This is a genomic window from Klebsiella sp. 10, from assembly GCF_018223925.1.
GTDB classification, from domain to species: Bacteria; Pseudomonadota; Gammaproteobacteria; order Enterobacterales; family Enterobacteriaceae; genus Klebsiella; species Klebsiella pneumoniae.
The window spans coordinates 120003-141143 of sequence record NZ_JAGRRB010000018.1 but is presented as its reverse complement, the minus strand read 5'-3'; the positions used below and the strand labels follow the sequence as shown (position 1 = coordinate 141143).

Below are 21141 nucleotides of genomic sequence, written 5' to 3'. Positions count from 1 at the left end.
AATGCACTCCTTAGCGTGGTTTCAGGGTGGCGATAAGAAAGTCTTTCGAGCTTTCCACCTTGCCCTGCTGGATCGCGGCCGCCGGGTCGACGTGCTTCGGACACACTTCCGAGCAGTAGCCCACGAAAGTGCAGGTCCAGACGCCATTCTGGCCGTTAAGCTGCGCCATGCGTTCCTTTTTACCGTGGTCGCGGCTGTCTTCGTTATAGCGGTGGGCGAGGGTGATCGCCGCCGGGCCGATAAATTCCGGGTTCAGGCCGAACTGTGGACAGGCGGCATAGCACAGCCCGCAGTTGATGCAGCCGGAAAACTGATGGTATTTCGCCATCTGGGCCGGGGTCTGCTTGTTTGGCCCCTGGTCAGGCGTGCGGTTATTGCCGATGATATACGGCTTAATGGCTTCCAGGCTTTCGATAAAGTGGGTCATGTCCACCACCAGATCGCGCTCGATCGGGAAGTTGGCCAATGCCTCCACCTTGATGCCTTTGGTGTAATCGCGCAGGAAGGTTTTGCAGGCCAGCTTCGGCACCTTGTTGACCATCATGCCGCAGGAACCGCAGATTGCCATTCGGCAGGACCAGCGGTAGCTCAGGTCTGGCGCCAGGTTGTCTTTGATGTAGCCCAGCGCGTCCAGCAGCGAGGTCTGTTCATCGTAAGGCACGTCATAGAATGCGCTGTGCGGTGCGGTGTCGACCTCCGGATTGTAGCGCACCACTTCGACTTTCAGGTTTTTCATCTCAGCCATGGGTGGTCTCCTTCTTCTCAGCCGCGTCCGCTTCTGCGCCATAGACACGTTTTGCCGGCGGCAGCGTGGTGATCTTCACATCGCCATATTCCAGACGGGTAGTGCCATCGGCCTCGCGGAAGGCGAGAGTGTGCTTGAGGAAGTTGACGTCGTCGCGTTCGGTACAGCCTTCATCCAAACGCTGGTGCGCCCCGCGCGATTCTTTACGGGCGATGGCCGAGTGCGCCATACATTCGGCAACGTTTAAACCGTGCCCCAGCTCAATGGTGTAAAGCAGATCGGTATTGAACACGCTGGAGTTATCAGTAATGCGCACGCGCTTAAAGCGTTCCTGCAGTTCAGCCAGCTTGTCGATCGTTTTCTGCATCAGCTCCGGCGTGCGGTAGATGCCGCAGCCTTCCTCCATCGACAGCCCCATTTCATCGCGAATTTTCGCCCAGTTTTCGTTACCTTCCTGGTTGACGAGATCTTTCAGGCGCTGCTTCACATCGGCAGCCTGCGCATCGAGGGCGGCGCCGTTTGCCTCGCCCGCCTGAGCGGCGCGCTGCATGGCCTGCTCCCCGGCCAGGCGGCCGAAGACCACCAGCTCGGCCAGCGAGTTGGAGCCCAGACGGTTGGCGCCATGTAAGCCAACGGACGAGCATTCGCCCACGGCAAACAGCCCTTTGATTCGGGTTTCGCACTGCTGATCGGTTTCAATACCGCCCATGGTGTAGTGCGCGGTCGGGCGCACCGGGATCGGCTCTTTCACCGGATCGACGCCGACGTAGGCTTTCGCCAGTTCACAGATAAACGGCAGACGCTCCAGCAGTTTTTTCTCGCCGAGGTGGCGGAGATCGAGGTAGACCACGTCGCCGCGCGGCGTCGGGATGGTGTTCCCTTTCCGCCACTCGTGCCAGAAGGCCTGGGACACTTTGTCGCGTGGGCCCAGCTCCATATATTTATTTTTCGGTTCGCCGAGCGGGGTTTCCGGGCCCATGCCGTAATCCTGCAGATAGCGGTAGCCGTTTTTGTTGACCAGAATCCCGCCTTCGCCGCGGCAGCCTTCGGTCATCAGGATCCCGGAGCCCGGCAGGCCGGTCGGGTGATACTGAACGAATTCCATGTCGCGCAGCGGCACGCCATGGCCCAGGGCCATCCCCATCCCGTCACCGGTGACGATGCCGCCGTTGGTGTTGTAGCGGTAGACGCGCCCGGCGCCGCCGGTAGCCAGCACCACGGCGTTAGCGCGGATCTGCACCAGGGTGCCTTCCATCATATTCATCGCCACCAGGCCGCGGGCCTGCCCGTCATCGACCAGCAGGTCAAGGACGAAATGTTCGTCAAAGCGCTGAATTTGGGGAAACTGAAGGGAGGTCTGGAAGAGGGTATGCAGCATGTGGAAGCCGGTTTTGTCGGCGGCAAACCAGGTGCGTTCGATTTTCATGCCACCGAAGCGCCGGACGTTGACGCTGCCGTCGGGGCGGCGGCTCCATGGGCATCCCCACTGCTCCAGCTGGGTCATTTCCGTCGGGCAGTGATGAACAAAATAGTCGACGACATCCTGCTCGCACAGCCAGTCGCCTCCCGCGACGGTGTCGTGAAAATGGTACTCAAAGCTATCGTGATCCTGGGCAACGGCTGCGGATCCCCCTTCTGCAGCGACCGTATGGCTGCGCATCGGATAGACTTTAGAAATCAGGGCGATTTTAGCGTTGGGGTTGGCCTGAGCGGCGGCGATAGCGGCACGAAGGCCTGCCCCGCCGGCGCCAATTACGGCGAGATCGGCTTGAAAAGTTTGCACGACATTCCTCCAGTTTTAGTGTATTTCGCCGCCGGGCTGGCGAAAAAGTATCACTGCTCCTTTATAGGTACAGGAGTATAGCCTTAGGGTCAGTATGGAAAATTGACGTGTTCGATTTTTTTATCGATATGTGCGGTTATTTATCAGTGGTATTTATGCGTCAGGGTTAACGATAGATTAATGGCATGTAGTCTGCCGGAGATTGCACAAAATTTGTTTCACTCGCCGGTTGCGAGTAGACTTCGTGCCCTTAATTTGCAATCGGAGAAAGTACCATGAGCGAGACGGCAACCTGGCAGCCGAGCGCACCCATTCCCAATCTGTTGAAGCGCGCGGCGGTGATGGCGGAAATCCGCCGTTTCTTTACCGATCGCGGCGTGCTGGAGGTGGAGACGCCTTGCATGAGTCAGGCGACGGTAACGGATATTCATTTGTTCCCGTTCGAAACCCGTTTCGTCGGCCCGGGCCATTCTCAGGGGCTTAACCTGTACCTGATGACCAGTCCGGAATACCACATGAAGCGCCTGCTGGCGGCCGGTTGCGGCCCGGTCTTCCAGCTGTGCCGCAGCTTCCGTAATGAAGAGATGGGGCGTCATCACAATCCGGAATTCACCATGCTGGAGTGGTATCGTCCATGCTATGACATGTATCGCCTGATCAATGAGGTGGACGATCTGCTGCAGCAGGTGCTGGAGTGCCAACCGGCGGAAAGTCTCTCCTATCAGCAGGCGTTTCAGCGCCATCTGGAAATTGACCCCCTCTCTGCCGATAAAGCTCAGCTGCGTGAAGTCGCAGCGAAGCTGGATCTGAGCAATATCGCCGATACTGAAGAAGATCGCGATACCCTGCTGCAGCTGCTGTTCACCATGGGCGTGGAGCCGCACATCGGCAAAGATCGACCAACGTTCATTTATCATTTCCCGGCGACTCAGGCCTCGTTAGCGCAGATCAGCCCGGAAGATCATCGGGTCGCTGAGCGCTTCGAGGTCTATTACAAAGGTATTGAGCTGGCGAACGGTTTCCACGAGCTGACCGACGCCCATGAACAGCGCCTGCGGTTTGAGCAGGATAACCGCAAACGCGCCGCACGCGGCCTTCCGCAGCAGCCCATCGATAACAACCTGCTGGCGGCGCTGGAGGCGGGTCTGCCGGACTGCTCCGGCGTGGCGCTGGGCGTTGACCGCGTGGTCATGCTGGCGCTGGGCGCTGAAAGCATCGGCGAAGTGATCGCCTTTACGGTAGACCGCGCCTGATCGCTTTTTCACCTCCCTCCGCCGCCGGGTGGGGGAGGTGAAAGACGACTCTGAACCTGACACCCTCGCCCCGGCTTTAGCCCGAATACCCACAATTTCCCTCCGTGATTTTGCTACTATCCGCGCTCTTTTTATGAGGCCAGGCGTCGCTCGTCGGGCGATGCCCACGTTTGGATAGATTTATGCATCAACAACTCAAGAAGATGAGCCTGATCGGGCTGATTCTGATGATCTTCACCTCGGTGTTTGGCTTTGCCAACAGCCCATCGGCGTTTTATCTGATGGGCTATAGCGCGATGCCGTTTTACCTTTTTTCCGCCCTCTTTTTCTTTATCCCGTTCGCGCTGATGATGGCGGAGATGGGCTCAGCTTATCGTCGCGAAGAGGGCGGGATCTATTCCTGGATGAACCACAGCGTCGGGCCGCGCTTTGCCTTCATTGGTACCTTTATGTGGTTTGCCTCGTACGTAGTGTGGATGGTGAGTACCGCCGCTAAGATCTGGGTCCCGCTCTCTACTTTTTTGTTTGGCGCGGACAAAACCCAGACCTGGGCGCTGGGTAGCCTGACGCCGACGCAGACGGTCGGTATTCTGGCGGCCTGCTGGATGGTCGTGGTGACCTTTATTGCCGTCAAAGGGATCAATAAAATCGCTAAAATTACCGCCGTCGGCGGTATCGCGGTGATGGGGCTTAACCTGGTGCTGCTGCTGGTGAGCGGGGCGATCCTTCTGCTTAACGGCGGTCATTTCGCCCAGCCGTTAAACTTCACCCTTTCGCCTAATCCCGGGTATCAGTCGGGCATGGCGATGCTGTCGTTTGTGGTATTTGCCATCTTTGCCTATGGCGGAATTGAGGCGGTTGGCGGCTTAGTGGATAAGACCGATAAGCCGGAAAAGAACTTTGCCAAAGGTATTATCATCGCGGCGATCGTTATCTCGATCGGTTACTCGCTGGCGATTGTGCTGTGGGGCGTGAGCGCCAACTGGCAGCAGGTGCTTGGCGCGCGTTCGACCAACCTCGGCAACATCACCTATGTGCTGATGACCAGCCTCGGGGCGACGCTGGGCCAGGCCCTGCACCTGACCCCTGCGGCGTCAGCCCTGACCGGGGTCTGGTTCGCCCGTATTACCGGCCTGTCGATGTTTCTCGCTTACACCGGCGCGTTCTTCACCCTCAGCTATTCTCCCCTGAAAGCGATTATCCAGGGCACGCCAAAAGCGCTCTGGCCGTCGGTGATGACCCGTCTCAACGTCAACGGAATGCCCGCCGCGGCGATGTGGCTGCAGTGTCTGCTGGTCGGGGTGTTTATCGTACTGGTATCGTTCGGTGGGGATAGCGCTTCCGCGTTTTATAACAAGCTGACGCTGATGGCCAATGTCTCTATGACCTTGCCTTATCTGTTCCTGACCATCGCCTTCCCGTTCTTCAAGGCGAAAACCCATCTTGACCGGCCGTTCGTGATCTTCAAAAACCGTCCGTCGACGCTGCTGGCGACCGGCGTGGTGCTGCTGGTGGTGACCTTCGCCAATATCTTCACCATTATCCAACCCGTCATCGACAGCGGGGACTGGAACAGCACCCTGTGGATGGTCGGTGGGCCGATCTTCTTCTCACTGCTGGCGCTGGGGATCTACGAAAGCTACCGTCGGCGCATGGCGTCCGGCGCGCTGGTGATGGAGAGTTAAAGAGCCTGCCCGGCGGTGCCGCCGGGCAGGGGATGGTTTACAGGCTACCAGCCGTACGGCGGCTGGTTTTTCCGGCCGAGGTCATGGTTTTACTGCTTTGCCTGCCGTCAATACTTTCCAGACGCATCTGGAACGGAGGGAACGGCATATCAATGCCATGCTCGCGGAAGCCCGCCAGGATCAGCTGATGCATCTCATGGCGCAGCGGCATGCGGTGCCCCATCTCCGCGGCAAAAATACGTAGCTCGAAAATCTGGATCCCCTGCTGCAGGTCGACGAGAAACGCCTCCGGCGCCGGGGTATCGATGACCAGCGAGCAGCGATGCGCCGCGGCGATGAGAATTTTCGTCACCTCTTCGGTATCGGCGTCCACAGGCGCCGGCACCGTCAGCACCACGCGGGTAACCGAGTCCGACAGCGACCAGTTGATAAACTGTTCGGTAATGAACGCCTTGTTCGGCACGATAATCTCTTTCCGGTCCCAGTCGCTGATGGTGGTCGCACGGGTATTAATGCGGGTGACGCTACCCGTCAGGTCGCGAATGGTGACCGTATCGCCGATGCGGATCGGCTTCTCAAACAGGATAATCAGGCCGGAGATAAAGTTGGCGAAGATCTCCTGCAGGCCAAACCCGAGACCCACACCCAGCGCGGCGACCAGCCACTGCAGCTTCGACCACTCAATACCGATCATTGAGAAGCCCACCAGCCCGCCGACCAGCATCAGCAGATACTTAGTGATGGTGGTGATGGCGTAGCCGGTGCCGGGGGTTAAATCGAGATGCTGGAGGATCGCCAGTTCCAGCAGCGCGGGCAGGTTGCGTACCAGCTGAGTGGTGATGATCAGCACCAGAATGGCAATCAACACCGCGCCAAGCGTAATAGGCTCAAGGCTTTCCACCCCTTGTACCGTCGAGGTCACGTCCCACAGCGAGATATTCTCAAGGAAGCCAAACGCCGAGTGAATTTCCGACCACAGCACGATGACCGATAGCAGCGCGATCAGCATCAGCAGGGAGCGCACAAGCCGCAGCGACTGGGTACTGATGGCATCGAGGTCGACCTCGCTGACCTCCGTCTCCACCGACCCTTCCGGGCTGCTGACGTGAACGGGCTCATCTTCGCCGCGGGCGCGCTGAGCGAGAATTTCCGCGCGACGATGGCGGGCCCGGTCGAAGGCCAGCCGGCGGCGCTGGATCAGCATCCAGCGGCGGATGATGTGATAGACCACCAGCAGCAGGAACCAGATGGCGACCGAGGTTTCCAGACGCGCAAGCAGCGCCTGGGCGGTGGCGAGGTAGCCGACGGCGGCCGCCAGCATGGCCACCAGCGGGGCGCCAAGCATCAGGTTCCACAGCAGGCGGTTCACCATATTGTCGCCATTCCCCTCTTTATCCAGATAGAGTGGAATACCGGCGTGCTTAAGGCTCAGGGTGACCACCGCCAGCGCGCCGCAGATCAGCAGGAAGCACAGTCGGCCCAGCGAAGCGGAGAATTCGCGGTCGTTAAGATTATCGAACATGATCAGCGCCATAATCAGCGGCACAATCAGCCCGATGCTCATCAGGTAGTAGCGCATCGCCTTCGCCACGCGGCTACGCGGCCAGCCGAAGTGGGCGATAAACAGCCCGTTTGGCCGGGCGAAGGTGGCGCAGATCATCACCACCCACAGCAGAGGCACCGTCGCGGTGACTCCATCGCCAATCGCCACCGCCAGCGGGAACGGCCAGGCGGACTGCAGACCATAGCCGAGCGTCATCCACAGCACCGGCAGCGGCGAGGCCACCAGTATCGACCAGAAGACCGTGCGCAGCGTCAGCCAGAAGTGATCCTGGGTGACTTTCCCCACCCGGGCGCTGGAGCGCTCGAGAAAGCGGGTGAAATGGCGCCGCGAGCTGATGCTAAAGCCAACCAGCAGCAGGGCGGCAAACAGCGGCAGCAGGGTCTCTTTGCTGGTAAGCATCATCGCGCTGGCTTTGCCCAGTTCGCTGATGGTATCCAGGGAGATCAGGCGCCGCAGATCCTGGACGATCTCCAGCGGCCATGAGAAGCCGATGGGGCTGACGTCCGAAGTCCAGAACAGATAGCGGTGGGTGGCTTCGTTGATCTCTTTCAGCGCGTCTTCCAGCTGGCCGTTGGCGACCTTCAGCTTGGTGAGCTCCAGCATCAGGGTGTCGCCGCCGCGCAGCAGCGAGTTCAGCAGCTCGTTCTGCGTGCGCAGCTGCGCCTGCAGGATCTTGTTCTGCTCGCTGGTCAGCGGTTCGCCGTCGGCCTGGCGGATCTGCCGCAGCTGCGGCTGCTTACTCAGCAAATCTTCAAAGCGCAGACGCTGCACGCGCAGCTGCGCCATTTCCGTATCCAGCTGCTGCGGGCGAGGGCGCTCCGGCAGCCGCGCCACCTGGGCGCGCAGGGCTTCGCCCAGCAGATTGGAGGAGCCCAGCCACTGCGACTGCTCGCGCAGAGTGTTTAACGCCTGGCGCACCTGCAGCGTTTGATTCGTCGCCTGCCGCTGCTGGGACGCCACCAGATCCATGCGCTGCGCCTGCTGGTTCAGCGCCTGGGAGAGTTCACGGTTGACCTTAAACTGGGCGGTGATGTCCGGCGGCAGGTTTTCACTGTTCTCCGCCAGCAGTTCGGTACTCTCCAGCGCCTTTTCCGCCTCCCGCTGGCGCTGGCTGTTTTGCAGATTGCGCAGCGCCTGCAGATAGGCATCCAGCTGCTCGCTCTGCTTTTGCGCCAGCTCGGAACGGGCGCGCGACAGCTCCTGGCGGTTGTTGGCGGAGAGCTGGGCGAGGTCGAGTTCATCCACCAGCGCCTTCAGACGCGCTGATTCCGCCTGCAGAGCAAGATTTTGCGCCTGGGCGAGAGCATTGTTGCCGGTTTGCGTGCCGATGCGGCGCTCGACCTCATTGAGCTGACGACGGGCATCGGTTTGCTGCTGCGGCAGCTGGTTCAGGGAGTCGGCGATTTCACGCGCGCGATCCTGCTCCTGCTGCGCCTGGCGGCTCGATTCCAGCAGCTGGCTGCTGACCTGCAGGATCTCCTGGTTCAGCGCATCGGCGGTCAGGCCGGTTGGCACCTGGCGCGGCTCTTCGCTCAGATTATTGAGCTGGGCACGCAGGCTTTGAAACAGTTTGGGGAAATTGTCGATAACGTCCTGATACTGACGGGCGCGCTCGAGGGATGATTTTCGCTCCTCAAGCGCGTTCAGCGCGGACTGCAGAACTTCAACGGTTTCAGGCTGGGCGGGCTTTGCCGCCTTCGCCTGTTCCAGTTCCTGGGTTATCTGTTTAGCATCCGGGGCTGTCGCAGCGTACGCCCCGAAACTGAGGCTCAAGGCCAACAGGAAAGTGTATATCAGGCGCACGGCATAACCCTTTTGCTGAAGAATTAACCTTGGTCTTGTTTATCGTCAACCAGCGGGCTGGCGCGGTGTTCGGCGCGGATCTCTTCTTCCGGTAACGGCGCGGGTTCAGCGGCGGCGGTCGCTTCCACTGATGTCGCCAGCGGTTGGCCGATCTTGGTCACGGACAGGCTTTGCAGCGTGTCGACCAGCTTCACCTGGCCCGGGGCAAACAGGTTGATCACGGTGGAACCCAGTTTGAAGCGGCCCATCTCCTGGCCTTTCAGCAAGGCGATGGAGCCTTCGTTGTCGCCAGCGGGCCAGGTCCAGCGTTTAATAATGCCTTCGCGCGGCGGGGTCACGGTGCCGGACCACACGGTCTCGATGCTGCCGACGATAGTTGCGCCCACCAGAATTTGCGCCATCGGGCCAAACTCAGTATCAAACAGGCAGATGACGCGCTCGTTACGGGCGAACAGGTTCGGGACGTTCTGCGCCGTCAAGTGGTTAACAGAGAACAGGTCGCCAGGAACGTAGATCATTTCGCGCAGGATGCCGTTGCACGGCATGTGTACGCGGTGATAGTCGCGCGGCGACAGGTAGGTGGTGGCGAAGCTGCCGTTACGGAACAGGTCGGCCATCTGATAGTTGCCGGCCAGCAAGGCTTCCAGACTGTAGTCATGACCTTTAGCCTGCAGGATTTTATCGTTCTCAATGGCGCCAAGCTGGCTGATCACGCCATCGGCCGGCATCACCAGCACGTTTGGATCGGTATTCAGCGGGCGAACGTCGTCGCGCAGCGGGCGCACGAAGAAATCGTTGAAGGTGCGATAAGCTGCGGTATCCGGCTTCTGCGCCTCTTTCATATCGACCTTGTAGTATTTCACGAACAGATCGATGACCAGCTTCGTCAGCCAACCTGCGCGTTTGCTCGCACCCCAGCCTGCGAGGCGGGTGAGCCACAGTTTAGGCAGAATGTATTGCAGTGAAAGTTTAAGATCGTTTAACAAAGTAGCCTCCAGGCCATGATATGTCGTTCCTGACCCCGCCTGCGGGCGGGGACCTGAAAAAAGGGGACGATTCTATACGTAAAACTCGCCAAATGGCATCCGCGTAAGCTGCGTCATCATCGCTGCCCGGCAGCGCCTGACGTGATGCTCAGCTTAATGATCAGTCATCGGACGAGGAAAAGTTTTTACGCGTTTTTACCTGTACCTGCGCCATGCTTTCCAGGATGCGGTGGTAGTTCTCAAAACGGCTTTCGGCGATCTTGCCGTTCTCTACCGCTTCGCGAAGCGCACAGCCAGGATCGGTATCGTGTTTACAGTCGCGATATTTGCAACGGCCTAAATAATCATGGAATTCGACAAAGCCGTTGGTGATTTGTTCCGCTTCCAGATGCCACAGGCCGAACTCACGTACCCCCGGTGAATCAATCACATCGCCGCCGTGCGGGAAGTGGTAGAGGCGTGCCGCGGTGGTGGTGTGTTGACCTAAGCCGGAAACGTCCGAGACATCATTGGTGAGGATCTGATCCTCGCTCAACCCGAGCAGGGCGTTCAGCAGGCTCGATTTACCGACCCCGGACTGCCCGGCGAAGATACTGATGCGGTCGGTCAGGGCCGCTTCCAGCGGCTTAAGGCCGTCCTGAGTCCGACTGGAAACCAGCAGCACGCGGTAACCGATGTTGCGGTAGATATCCATTTGCTCATTGACGAAGCGCAGACCATCATCATCCAGCAGATCGATTTTATTCAGCACAATGAGCGGCTCGATATCCTGCGCTTCGCAGGCCACCAGATAGCGATCGATAATATTCAGCGACAGCTCAGGCAGGATCGCGGAAACCACCACGATCTGGTCGATATTGGCGGCGATAGGCTTCACGCCGTCGTAAAAATCCGGACGCGTCAGGACGGAGGCGCGATCGTGCACCGCCTCGACGATCCCTTTGACGCTTACGCCGTCGGCGGCGTCTTTACCCGGCCGCCAGACCACGCGGTCGCCGGTGACCAGCGAGCGGATCGTCCGGCGGATATTGCAGCGATGCACGCTGCCGTCAGCGGATTCGACGTCGGCATGCATACCAAAGCGACTGATGACAATGCCTTCCGACGTTTCGCCAAACAGGTTGTCATCGTAGTCGGCCTTCTCCGCAGTGGTTTTCAGACGGCGCTGGTGGTTGGCTTTGACGCGGCGCTGCTGGCCTTTGGAGAGTTTATTTTTACTCAATCGAACTGGCTCCTGGTCGCCCTGATGGGGCAAAACCTCTATGATACACGCTATTTTAGATGAATATAGTCACGCGAGAAGGGTGGAAAATAGCATGAGTGCAAATGAAAACAACCTCATTTGGATCGATCTTGAGATGACAGGGCTGGATCCGGAGCGCGATCGCATTATCGAAATCGCCACCCTGGTGACCGATGCCAACCTGAACATTCTGGCTGAGGGCCCGACCATCGCGGTGCATCAGTCGGACGCTCAGCTGGCATTAATGGACGAGTGGAATGTGCGGACGCATACCGGCAGCGGTCTGGTGGATCGCGTAAAGGCCAGCACCGTCAGCGAGCACGATGCCGAACTGGCGACCATTGACTTTCTTAAGCAGTGGGTGCCGGCGGGCAAGTCGCCGATCTGCGGCAACAGTATCGGCCAGGATCGTCGCTTCCTGTTTAAGTACATGCCGCAACTGGAAGCCTATTTCCACTATCGCTATCTGGACGTTAGCACGCTGAAAGAGCTGGCGCGCCGCTGGAAGCCGGAAATTCTCGACGGCTTTAAAAAGCAGGGCACTCATCAGGCGATGGACGATATCCGCGAGTCGGTCGCCGAGCTGGCTTACTACCGCGAACACTTCATTAAACTGTAAACCGCGACCGGGCCCTGTGCGCGGCCCGGTACACTTTTCTGCGTTATTTAAACCACTTCTGCTGCATCTGCTGGAAGTCAGGTGTCGCCATGACCGCGGCCAGGGCATCGTTGATGGCGTTCAGCAGCTCCGGATCGTCTTTGCGCACCGCAATCGCATACTGCTTACCGTAATAAGCCGGGTCGGTGGCCCGTTCATCCATGATGGCGTAGTCAGGGTTCTCCTGCTGCCAGGCGTCGAGGGTGGCGAAGTCGCCCATGACGCCGGTTATTTGCCCGGCTTTCAGCGCGGCCAGGGCGCTGGCGACATCGTCGTAAGGGACAGCCTGTACGGCTTTCTGTTTATCACGCAGGTAGCGCTGATGCAGCGTGCCTTTCACCACGCCGACTTTTTTAGCCTTCAGATCGGCAAAGGTATGGGCGACATCTTTGTTGACGATCACTACCCCGGAGAGCGCCTGGCGATAGGGTCGGCTGAAGGCGACCTGCTTCTCACGCATCGGGATCACTTCCATGCCGGCAATCACCGCGTCAAATTTCTTAAAGCGTAAAGCCGGGATCAGGGTATCGAAACGCTGCGCCGTGAACTGGCACTGCGCCTGCATCTGCTGGCACAGGGCGTGCGCGAGATCGATATCGAAGCCAACGGGCTGATTTTTGCCGTTGGCGGTGACAAACGGTGGATTGGCCGTGGTGGTGCCAAAATGGAGCGTCTCGGCTGACGCGGTTCCGATGGCCAGCGTGCTCAGCAGCAGGACGGTGAGGACTTTTCTCATGCTAATTCCCTGTTTGGCGTCGGGGTGGCCTCGTTATACGTCGCGCCACCGCTGTATGATGCGAGCGATTTTGCGTCATTCAGCCGGGCGGAAAAAGCGATTTTGCCCGTTATGACGCTTATTTATACAATTCAGCGGCGTAGATGGCGAGAAAATGTCCATTTAAACAAAAAACGCAAAAAAGTGATCGTCAGGGGGTTGCAGGGGCATCGAATTCTCGTATAATGCGCCTCCCGTAACGACGCAGAAATGCAGATTACGACGCCATCGAAATATGGCAAAAAATGCAGTAACGCGGGAATAGCTCAGTTGGTAGAGCACGACCTTGCCAAGGTCGGGGTCGCGAGTTCGAGTCTCGTTTCCCGCTCCAAAATTTGAAAGCACCATCCTGATCAAAGGATTTCATCTCGCAGATGCGGGGCGAAAGCCGAAGATTAAGCGGGAATAGCTCAGTTGGTAGAGCACGACCTTGCCAAGGTCGGGGTCGCGAGTTCGAGTCTCGTTTCCCGCTCCAAAATTTGAAAGACACACCACACCAGTCGCAGTTTTCAGGTTGCTAGACGGTAGCTTGAATGACGATGATTAAGCGGGAATAGCTCAGTTGGTAGAGCACGACCTTGCCAAGGTCGGGGTCGCGAGTTCGAGTCTCGTTTCCCGCTCCAAATTTTCTTCCATCTCTTATTTATCCACAGTGCAATCCAGCGCCGGGGATGATTTTCGTTTGGTCCGCAGAAATACTGTGAACAGAGTTATCCACAGGTTGTCATTCCGTCACTGGCGGCGAAAATGCTTCGCTTTATAAACAGTATCTTTGTATGTGATTGGAATTTAACAAATAAATTTCATTTTAAAATGTTAATCCGATCACTTGACCTTGGTCTGCGCCTTGAAACGCAATGTGTTTTAGATTTTATTCACAGCCTGTGAATGAATCAGGCGTCGCGCGGCAAGCCTTTCTCTACCACTCTGACCAGACGTAATTTTTTCGGCAACTGTACTTCAACGGCGTCGGCGTTCCGCTTTTTCAGTTGCTGGGCAATCGCCCACTCAATGTGTTCGTCGAGAAGCGGGTGCTCGCCCCGGCGGCTCTCCAGGGCGCGAAGATGGGCTTCATCCCAGGGCGCATTGCCCAACGCGACGGCGATATTGCGCAGCCAGCGCAGGTGGCCAATGCGACGAATCGCCGACCCTTCGGTCACCTTCAGAAACCACGCTTCGCTCCAGGCGAACAGCTCCACCAGCGGCGGGGCATGCAGCGCTTTGCGTGGGCTGAAATCCTCTTCATCGGTGAGCTGTGAGAAACGGTTCCACGGGCAGATAAGCTGACAATCATCACAACCGTAAATACGGTTGCCGATTAGTGGACGGAACTCCTCGGGGATTGCACCTTCCAGTTCAATGGTGAGATAGGAGATGCAGCGCCGGGCGTCGACGGTATAGGGCTCAACGATGGCCCCGGTGGGACAGATGGTCATGCAGGCGACGCAGCGCCCACACTCCTCCGCGACCGGGCTGTCGACCGGCAGGGGCAGATCAATCAGCAGTTCGCCGAGGAAAAAGAACGATCCGGCGTCGCGGCTTAAGATAAGTGAGTGCTTACCTGTCCAGCCTAGGCCCGCTTTTTCTGCGATTGGCCGTTCCAGGATAGGCGCGGAATCGACAAAAGGTCTAAAATTGAGCGAAGCACACTGTTCCTGAATCTTCTCCCCCAGCTTTTTCAGGCGATTACGTAGCAGCTTATGATAATCACGCCCGAGGGCATAACGGCTGACGTAACCCAGCGTGGGATCTTTCAGGGTGCGGGCAAAGGCGGCGTTAGCGGGCAGATAGTTCATCCGCACGCTGATGACGCGTAACGTACCGGGTAGCAGTTCGTGGGGACGGGCGCGCATCATACCGTGACGGGCCATCCATTCCATTTCGCCGTGGTATTGTTTATCCAGCCATGCCTGCAGTTTGGGTTCACTGGCGCTGAGGTCGGTATCGGCGATCCCCACCTGCTGGAACCCAAGCTCTGTGCCCCATTGTTTGATTTGTTGCGCTAACTGAACGAGATCGAGGGGCTGTGACATGATGGACCATACAATGACGAAAAACCCTGACAGTATACCATACAACATTTGGCCTGCGGAGGCGCTGCGCCTGGCCGAACGAGAGGCGGCGGACAGCCTGGGGCTGACGCTGTTCGAACTCATGCAGCGCGCGGGCGAGGCGGCGTTCCAGCTGGCCAGCTGTGCTTATCCTGCCAGCGCGCACTGGCTGATCCTCTGCGGACATGGCAACAACGGCGGCGACGGATATGTCGTTGCGCGTCTGGCACAGGCCGCGGGGCGGCGGGTGACGCTGCTGGCGGTGGAGAGTGACAGCCCGCTGCCGGAAGAGGCGCAGGCGGCGCGGGAGGCGTGGCTTAACGCCGGCGGCGTGATCCATGCGGCGACCATCCCATGGCCCGACGATATCTCACTGATTATTGATGGCCTGCTCGGCACCGGTCTGCGCAGTGCGCCGCGCGATCCCGTCGCGGCGCTCATCCACCAGGCGAACCACCACCCGGCGCCGGTGGTGGCGCTGGATATCCCTTCCGGCCTGAATGCGCAGACGGGCGCGACGCCAGGTGCAGTGGTACAGGCCGACCATACGCTGACCTTTATCGCCCTCAAGCCGGGGCTGCTGACCGGCAAGGCGCGGGATGTCGTCGGGCAACTCCACCATCATGCGCTGGGGCTCGAACGCTGGCTCGCCGGACAAAGCACTCCTCTGACGCGGTTTTGCGCCGCCCACCTCGCCGACTGGCTGCCGCCGCGGCGGGCCACCTCCCATAAAGGCGATCACGGCAAGCTGGTGATTGTCGGCGGCGATCGCGGCACGGCAGGCGCTATCCGTATGTGCGGTGAAGCGGCCCTACGCAGCGGCGCGGGACTGGTGCGAGTGCTTACTCACCCGGAGAACGTGGCGCCCATTGTCACCGTGCGGCCGGAATTAATGGTAGATGAGCTGACGCCGCAGACTCTGAAATCCGCGCTGGAGTGGGCGGACGTGGTGGCGATTGGCCCTGGCCTGGGGCAGCGCGAATGGGGACGCAGCGCCCTGCGCACGGGGGAAAGTTTTAACAAACCGATGGTCTGGGACGCCGACGCGCTGAACCTGCTGGCATTCAATCCCGATAAACGTCACAATCGCGTGCTAACGCCGCACCCCGGCGAAGCGGCCCGTCTGCTGAACGTCAGCGTGGCAGAAATTGAAAGCGATCGCTTACTTTCTGCGCAGCGTCTGGTAAAACGGTATGGCGGCGTGGTTGTGCTGAAAGGCGCGGGCACGGTGGTGGCCAGTGAAAGCGGGGCGATGGGCATTATCGATGCCGGCAATGCCGGGATGGCCAGCGGCGGGATGGGCGATGTGCTCACCGGCATCATCGCCGCGTTGTTAGGACAGCACCTGACGCCGTATGATGCTGCCTGTGCCGGGTGCGTCGCTCATGGCGATGCCGCCGACCGACTGGCCGCCCGCGAGGGCACCCGCGGCATGCTGGCGACCGATCTCTTTTCCACGCTCAGGCGTGTTGTTAACCCGGATGTGATTGACGTAGACCATGATTAACCGAGTGATTCCTTTACCCGATGAGCAGGCCACGCTGGCCCTTGGCGACCGCATCGCGCAGGCCTGTACCGGCGCCACCGTGATTTATCTGTATGGTGATTTAGGCGCGGGGAAAACGACCTTCAGCCGCGGCTTTTTGCAGGCGCTCGGTCACCGCGGCAATGTCAAAAGCCCAACTTATACCCTGGTGGAGCCCTATACCCTCGAGAACCTGATGGTGTATCACTTCGATCTCTACCGTCTGGCGGATCCTGAGGAACTCGAATTTATGGGGATCCGTGATTATTTTGCCGACGATGCCATCTGCCTAGTGGAATGGCCGCAGCAAGGCGCAGGTGTCCTGCCTGACCCGGATGTTGAAATTCACCTTGATTACCAGGCACAAGGGCGTGAGGCGCGTATTACCGCGATCTCCTCACGGGGTGAATCTTTACTGGCGCGTTTAGCCTTTTAGCCTGAAGGATAACGGGATGAAGTATCGCATAACCACCTGGCTTGCCGCTGCGCTGATGCTGTCGAGTCTTCACGCCACTGCGGCGAGTTTATCCGATATCCAGGTCTCTAACGGAGACCAGCAGGCCCGTATTACCCTAAGCTTTGTCGGTGAGCCGGAGTACTCCTTTACCCCACAGGGTAAACGTCTGGTGGCGCTGGATATCAAGCAGACCGGCGTATTGCAGGGACTACCGCTGCAGTTTAGCGGCAGCAACCTGGTAAAGAGTATTCGCGCCGGCACGCCGCAGGATACGCAGACGCTGCGTCTGCTGGTGGATCTGACGGAAGATGGCAAAACCCGGGCGGTGAAGCAACAGAACGGGGCGAATTACACGGTGGTCTTTACCATCAACGCCGACGCGCCGCCGCCGCCGCCTCCGCCGCCCGTGGTGGTGAAACGGGCCGACCCGCCGCCGGTGATGCCTTCCCGGACGACGACGTCAGGGCGTAACCCGTTCAGCTCGTCGGGTCATGAACGGCAGACGGTGATGACCTCCTCTCAGCCGGCGATGACCAACAATCAGACCGTGACTCGCCCGGCGGCCCGCACGGTGTCGGCGGATGATAAAGTCATTATCGCCATTGATGCCGGGCACGGCGGCCAGGATCCTGGCGCGATTGGCCCGAACGGCACCAAAGAGAAAAACGTGACTATCGCTATCGCGCGCAAGCTGCGGGCGTTACTGAACGCCGATCCGCAGTTTAAGCCGGTGCTGACCCGCGACGGGGATTACTTTATTTCGGTGATGGGCCGCTCTGACGTGGCGCGTAAGCAAAACGCCAATTTCCTCGTCTCTATCCATGCTGACGCCGCGCCAAACCGCGATGCCACTGGCGCCTCGGTGTGGGTGCTCTCGAACCGTCGCGCCAACAGCGAAATGGCCGGTTGGCTCGAGCAGCATGAGAAACAGTCTGAACTGCTCGGCGGTGCGGGCGATGTGCTGGCAAACAGCCAGGCCGACCCCTACCTGAGCCAGGCGGTGCTGGATCTGCAGTTTGGTCATTCCCAGCGCGTCGGCTACGATGTGGCGACCAACGTGCTGAGCCAGCTGCAGCGTATTGGCAACCTGCACAAACGCCGCCCGGAGCATGCCAGCCTTGGCGTGCTGCGCTCGCCGGACATCCCGTCGATCCTCGTGGAAACGGGCTTTATCAGTAACAACGGCGAAGAGCGGCTGCTGGGTAGCGATGATTACCAGGAGCAGATTGCGGAGGCGATTTATAACGGCTTACGCAACTACTTTATGCAGCATCCGCTGCAGTCGGCGCCTCGCGGCGAGGCGGCGCAGACCGCCAGCGCCGCGGCGCCGGGCGGGATGTTGATTAACTAAGGAGCAGGGGATGCCGATTCAGGTTCTGCCGCCGCAGCTCGCCAACCAGATTGCCGCCGGCGAGGTGGTGGAGCGGCCCGCGTCGGTGGTGAAAGAGCTGGTTGAGAACAGTCTTGATGCGGGCGCTACGCGGATTGACATTGATATCGAACGCGGCGGCGCGAAGCTCATTCGCATCCGCGATAACGGCAGCGGCATCAAAAAAGACGAGCTGGCGCTGGCCCTGGCTCGTCATGCGACCAGCAAGATCGCCTCGCTTGACGATCTGGAGGCCATTATTAGCCTCGGCTTTCGCGGCGAAGCGCTGGCCAGTATCAGTTCGGTAGCGCGCTTAACGCTGACTTCGCGCACGGCGGAGCAGCAGGAAGCCTGGCAGGCGTATGCTGAAGGCCGCGATCAGGCGGTGACGGTGAAGCCGGCGGCGCACCCGGTCGGTACCACTCTGGAAGTCCTCGATCTGTTCTATAACACCCCGGCGCGGCGCAAATTTATGCGCACCGAAAAGACCGAGTTCGGCCACATTGACGAGGTGGTGCGCCGCATTGCGCTGGCGCGCTTCGACGTCACTATCAACCTCAGCCATAACGGCAAGGTGATGCGCCAGTATCGGGCCGTCGCTCAGGATGGCCAGCGCGAGCGCCGGCTGGGGACAATTTGCGGCGCCGCTTTTCTCGAACATGCGCTGGCGATCGAGTGGCAGCATGGCGATCTGACCCTGCGCGGCTGGGTCGCCGATCCGCTGCATACCACCCCGGCGCTGGCGGAAATTCAGTATTGCTACGTTAACGGGCGGATGATGCGCGATCGGCTGATCAACCATGCTATCCGCCAGGCCTGTGAAGACAAGCTAGGGGCCGATCAGCAACCGGCGTTTGTGCTGTATCTGGAGATCGATCCCCATCAGGTGGATGTAAACGTCCACCCGGCCAAGCATGAGGTGCGTTTCCATCAGTCGCGCCTGGTGCACGACTTTATCTACCAGGGCGTACTGAGCGTACTGCAGCAGCAGCTTGACGCGCCGCTGGCGGAAAAAGACGACCCGCCGGCGCCGCGCCCGATGCCGGAGAACCGCATCGCCGCGGGAGGCAACCAGTTTGCGCGGCCAGCGGAAGCGCGGGAACCTGCGACCCGCTTCAGCATCACGCCATCGCGTGAGCCTGCGGCCTCCAGCGGCAAACCGGGCGGCGCGAGCTGGCCGCATGCGCAGCCGGGTTACCAGAAGCAGCAGGGAGCGCTTTATCGTCAACTGCTCGACACGCCAACGGCGCCAAAGCCAGCGTTGCAGCCTCCGGCGGCGGCAGAGTTGGCCGGTCACAGTCAGAGCTTTGGCAGAGTGCTGACGATTGTTGGCGGCGACTGCGCGCTGCTGGAGCGCGAGGGCGGTCTGGCGCTGCTGTCGTTGACCGTTGCCGAGCGCTGGCTGCGCCAGGCGCAGTTGACCCCGGGAGCGGAGGCGGTATGTGCTCAGCCGCTGCTGATCCCGCTGCGGTTAAAAGTTACGGAAGGGGAAAAGCAGGCGCTGGCCGCCGCTCAGCCGGCGCTGGCGCAGCTAGGGATCGATGTGCATACCGATGCCCTGCACGTGACGGTGCGCGCGGTCCCTTTACCCTTAAGACAACAAAATTTACAAATCTTGATTCCTGAACTGATAGGCTACCTGGCGCAGCAAAACGCATTCGACGTCGGCAATATCGCCCAATGGATGGCGCGTAATCTGACGAGAGAACAGACGTCATGGAATATGGCGCAGGCGATTGCGCTGCTGGCGGACGTTGAGCGTCTTTGCCCGCAGCTGGTGAGAACGCCGCCGGGTGGCCTGTTACAACCTGTAGATCTCCATTCGGCGATGAATGCCCTGAAAGATGAATGATGTAACCGAGGCGAGCCTGCCCAAGGCAATTTTTTTAATGGGCCCGACGGCCTCCGGCAAAACCGCGCTGGCGATAGCCTTACGTAAAGTTTTGCCAGTAGAGTTGATTAGCGTTGATTCCGCCCTCATTTATCGGGGAATGGATATTGGCACCGCCAAACCGGATGCTGCGGAGCTTAGCGCTGCGCCGCATCGGCTGCTGGATATTTTGGATCCTGCGGAGGCCTATTCCGCGGCGGATTTTCGCCGCGATGCGCTGGCGGCGATGGCGGATATTGTCGCCGCCGGGCGAATTCCGCTGTTAGTCGGCGGAACGATGTTGTATTTCAAAGCGTTGCTGGAAGGATTGTCGCCCTTACCGTCGGCTGACCCAGAGGTCAGAGCGCGGATTGAGCAGCAGGCCGCAGAGCAGGGGTGGAATGCGTTACATCAGCAATTACAGGAGATCGATCCCGTGGCTGCTGCGCGTATTCATCCAAATGATCCGCAAAGGCTTTCCCGGGCACTGGAAGTTTTTTTCATTTCGGGTAAAACTTTAACGGAACTGACGCAAACGTCAGGAGACGCTCTGCCATATCAGGTGCATCAGTTCGCCATCGCCCCGGCGAGCCGTGAACTGCTCCATCAACGCATAGAACAGCGTTTTCATCAGATGTTAGCTTCAGGTTTTGAAGCAGAAGTACGGGCGCTTTTTGCCCGCGGAGATTTGCATACGGACATGCCTTCCATCCGTTGTGTCGGATACCGCCAGATGTGGTCATATCTCAATGGCGAGATCCCGTATGATGAGATGGTTTATCGAGGTGTTTGCGCCACGAGACAGTTAGCCAAACGTCAGGTCACCTGGCTGCGCGGTTGGGAAGGTGTGCACTGGTTAGACAGTGAACAACCTGAACAAGCGCTCAACAAAGTATTACAGGTTGTTGGTGCGAGCCAGAACTGAACGTGTACAATTAAACGGTATCGTGCGTAATTTTTTTTGAGAATCGTAAGGTTCTGAGTACAAAACAAGCATACATATAAGGAAAAGAGAGAATGGCTAAGGGGCAATCTTTACAAGATCCGTTCCTGAACGCTTTGCGTCGGGAACGCGTTCCGGTTTCTATTTATTTGGTGAATGGTATCAAGCTGCAAGGGCAAATTGAGTCTTTCGATCAGTTCGTGATCCTGTTGAAGAACACGGTCAGCCAGATGGTCTATAAGCACGCAATTTCTACTGTTGTCCCGTCTCGCCCGGTGTCTCACCACAGCAACAATGCTGGCGGCGGTTCCAGTAACTATCACCACGGTGGTAGCGCGCAGGGTTCTTCTGCGCCGCAACAAGACAGCGACGACGCCGAATAAGGCCAGTGCTGTTTTTCCACGCCGGGGAGCCAGGTTTTCTGCGTTCCC

The 21141-nt window shown here is 59.0% G+C and carries 16 protein-coding genes and 3 tRNA genes; 12 read left to right on the top strand and 7 right to left on the bottom strand.

What is annotated here, in order from left to right:
• Positions 1-10: 10 nt before the first annotated feature.
• Together frdB and frdA are read right to left on the bottom strand one after the other, a co-directional pair.
• A complete protein-coding gene (gene frdB, locus KHQ26_RS20680; protein WP_004177729.1) occupies positions 11-745 on the bottom strand; it encodes a fumarate reductase iron-sulfur protein in 735 nt (244 codons plus the stop codon).
• Positions 738-2528, bottom strand: a complete 1791-nt coding sequence (frdA, locus tag KHQ26_RS20675; protein WP_020804224.1) for a fumarate reductase (quinol) flavoprotein subunit — start codon at positions 2526-2528, stop codon at positions 738-740. The genes frdB and frdA overlap by 8 nt, the downstream gene beginning before the upstream one ends.
• A 275-nt stretch (positions 2529-2803) precedes the next feature.
• Between frdA and epmA the strand changes: the two genes are divergently transcribed.
• On the top strand, positions 2804-3781 hold the full coding sequence (gene epmA, locus KHQ26_RS20670; protein ID WP_004146714.1) for an elongation factor P--(R)-beta-lysine ligase: 978 nt from the start codon (positions 2804-2806) through the stop codon (positions 3779-3781).
• A gap of 182 nt (positions 3782-3963) precedes the next feature.
• Positions 3964-5466, top strand: coding sequence for a glutamate/gamma-aminobutyrate family transporter YjeM (gene yjeM / locus KHQ26_RS20665; RefSeq protein WP_004178330.1), 1503 nt, complete (start codon positions 3964-3966; stop codon positions 5464-5466).
• 37 nt (positions 5467-5503) lie between these two features.
• On the opposite strand, the gene mscM is transcribed toward yjeM, so the two are convergent.
• The 3 genes from mscM to rsgA all read right to left on the bottom strand — a co-directional run bounded on the left by mscM (position 5504) and on the right by rsgA (position 11041).
• A complete protein-coding gene (gene mscM / locus KHQ26_RS20660; RefSeq protein WP_004146716.1) occupies positions 5504-8833 on the bottom strand; it encodes a miniconductance mechanosensitive channel MscM in 3330 nt (1109 codons plus the stop codon).
• Between the two features lie 23 nt (positions 8834-8856).
• Positions 8857-9819 carry an archaetidylserine decarboxylase gene (gene asd, locus KHQ26_RS20655; protein WP_020804226.1) on the bottom strand — a complete coding sequence of 321 codons (963 nt, stop codon included), beginning with the start codon at positions 9817-9819 and terminating at the stop codon, positions 8857-8859.
• 160 nt (positions 9820-9979) lie between these two features.
• Positions 9980-11041: a small ribosomal subunit biogenesis GTPase RsgA gene (rsgA, locus tag KHQ26_RS20650; protein ID WP_002885537.1), complete on the bottom strand. Its 1062-nt coding sequence runs from the start codon at positions 11039-11041 to the stop codon at positions 9980-9982.
• Positions 11042-11135: 94 nt separating this feature from the next.
• On the opposite strand from rsgA, the gene orn reads away from it, so the two are divergent.
• Positions 11136-11681 (top strand): oligoribonuclease, encoded by a 546-nt coding sequence (gene orn, locus KHQ26_RS20645; RefSeq protein WP_015959290.1) that lies wholly within the window; start codon positions 11136-11138, stop codon positions 11679-11681.
• Between the two features lie 43 nt (positions 11682-11724).
• Here the strand turns inward: orn and KHQ26_RS20640 are convergent, their stop codons facing one another.
• Complete coding sequence (locus tag KHQ26_RS20640) at positions 11725-12456, bottom strand: transporter substrate-binding domain-containing protein (protein ID WP_004177719.1); 732 nt, start codon at positions 12454-12456, stop codon at positions 11725-11727.
• A gap of 294 nt (positions 12457-12750) precedes the next feature.
• Between KHQ26_RS20640 and KHQ26_RS20635 the strand changes: the two genes are divergently transcribed.
• The 3 genes from KHQ26_RS20635 (at position 12751) to KHQ26_RS20625 (ending at position 13118) form a co-directional block, all read left to right on the top strand.
• Positions 12751-12826 (top strand) — tRNA-Gly (locus KHQ26_RS20635).
• A 68-nt stretch (positions 12827-12894) separates the two neighbouring features.
• Positions 12895-12970 (top strand) — tRNA-Gly (locus KHQ26_RS20630).
• A 72-nt stretch (positions 12971-13042) separates the two neighbouring features.
• Positions 13043-13118: transfer RNA gene (locus KHQ26_RS20625), tRNA-Gly, on the top strand.
• 270 nt (positions 13119-13388) lie between these two features.
• Here KHQ26_RS20625 and queG read toward each other — a convergent pair.
• On the bottom strand, positions 13389-14528 hold the full coding sequence (gene queG / locus KHQ26_RS20620) for a tRNA epoxyqueuosine(34) reductase QueG (protein ID WP_004178333.1): 1140 nt from the start codon (positions 14526-14528) through the stop codon (positions 13389-13391).
• A gap of 13 nt (positions 14529-14541) precedes the next feature.
• Between queG and nnr the strand changes: the two genes are divergently transcribed.
• From nnr to hfq, 6 genes are all read left to right on the top strand, one after another.
• Entirely contained in the window at positions 14542-16053 is a 1512-nt protein-coding gene (gene nnr, locus KHQ26_RS20615) for a bifunctional ADP-dependent NAD(P)H-hydrate dehydratase/NAD(P)H-hydrate epimerase (protein WP_020803917.1), read from the top strand.
• Entirely contained in the window at positions 16046-16507 is a 462-nt protein-coding gene (gene tsaE, locus KHQ26_RS20610; RefSeq protein ID WP_002885589.1) for a tRNA (adenosine(37)-N6)-threonylcarbamoyltransferase complex ATPase subunit type 1 TsaE, read from the top strand. Before nnr ends, tsaE begins: the two co-directional genes overlap by 8 nt.
• Positions 16508-16523: 16 nt before the next feature.
• Positions 16524-17879 (top strand): N-acetylmuramoyl-L-alanine amidase AmiB, encoded by a 1356-nt coding sequence (gene amiB / locus KHQ26_RS20605; RefSeq protein WP_004152021.1) that lies wholly within the window; start codon positions 16524-16526, stop codon positions 17877-17879.
• Positions 17880-17889: 10 nt separating this feature from the next.
• Positions 17890-19749, top strand: a complete 1860-nt coding sequence (gene mutL, locus KHQ26_RS20600) for a DNA mismatch repair endonuclease MutL (protein WP_049126133.1) — start codon at positions 17890-17892, stop codon at positions 19747-19749.
• On the top strand, positions 19742-20692 hold the full coding sequence (gene miaA, locus KHQ26_RS20595; RefSeq protein ID WP_002885652.1) for a tRNA (adenosine(37)-N6)-dimethylallyltransferase MiaA: 951 nt from the start codon (positions 19742-19744) through the stop codon (positions 20690-20692). Before mutL ends, miaA begins: the two co-directional genes overlap by 8 nt.
• A gap of 92 nt (positions 20693-20784) precedes the next feature.
• Positions 20785-21093, top strand: a complete 309-nt coding sequence (gene hfq / locus KHQ26_RS20590; protein ID WP_002885659.1) for an RNA chaperone Hfq — start codon at positions 20785-20787, stop codon at positions 21091-21093.
• The last annotated feature ends 48 nt before the right edge of the window (positions 21094-21141 follow it).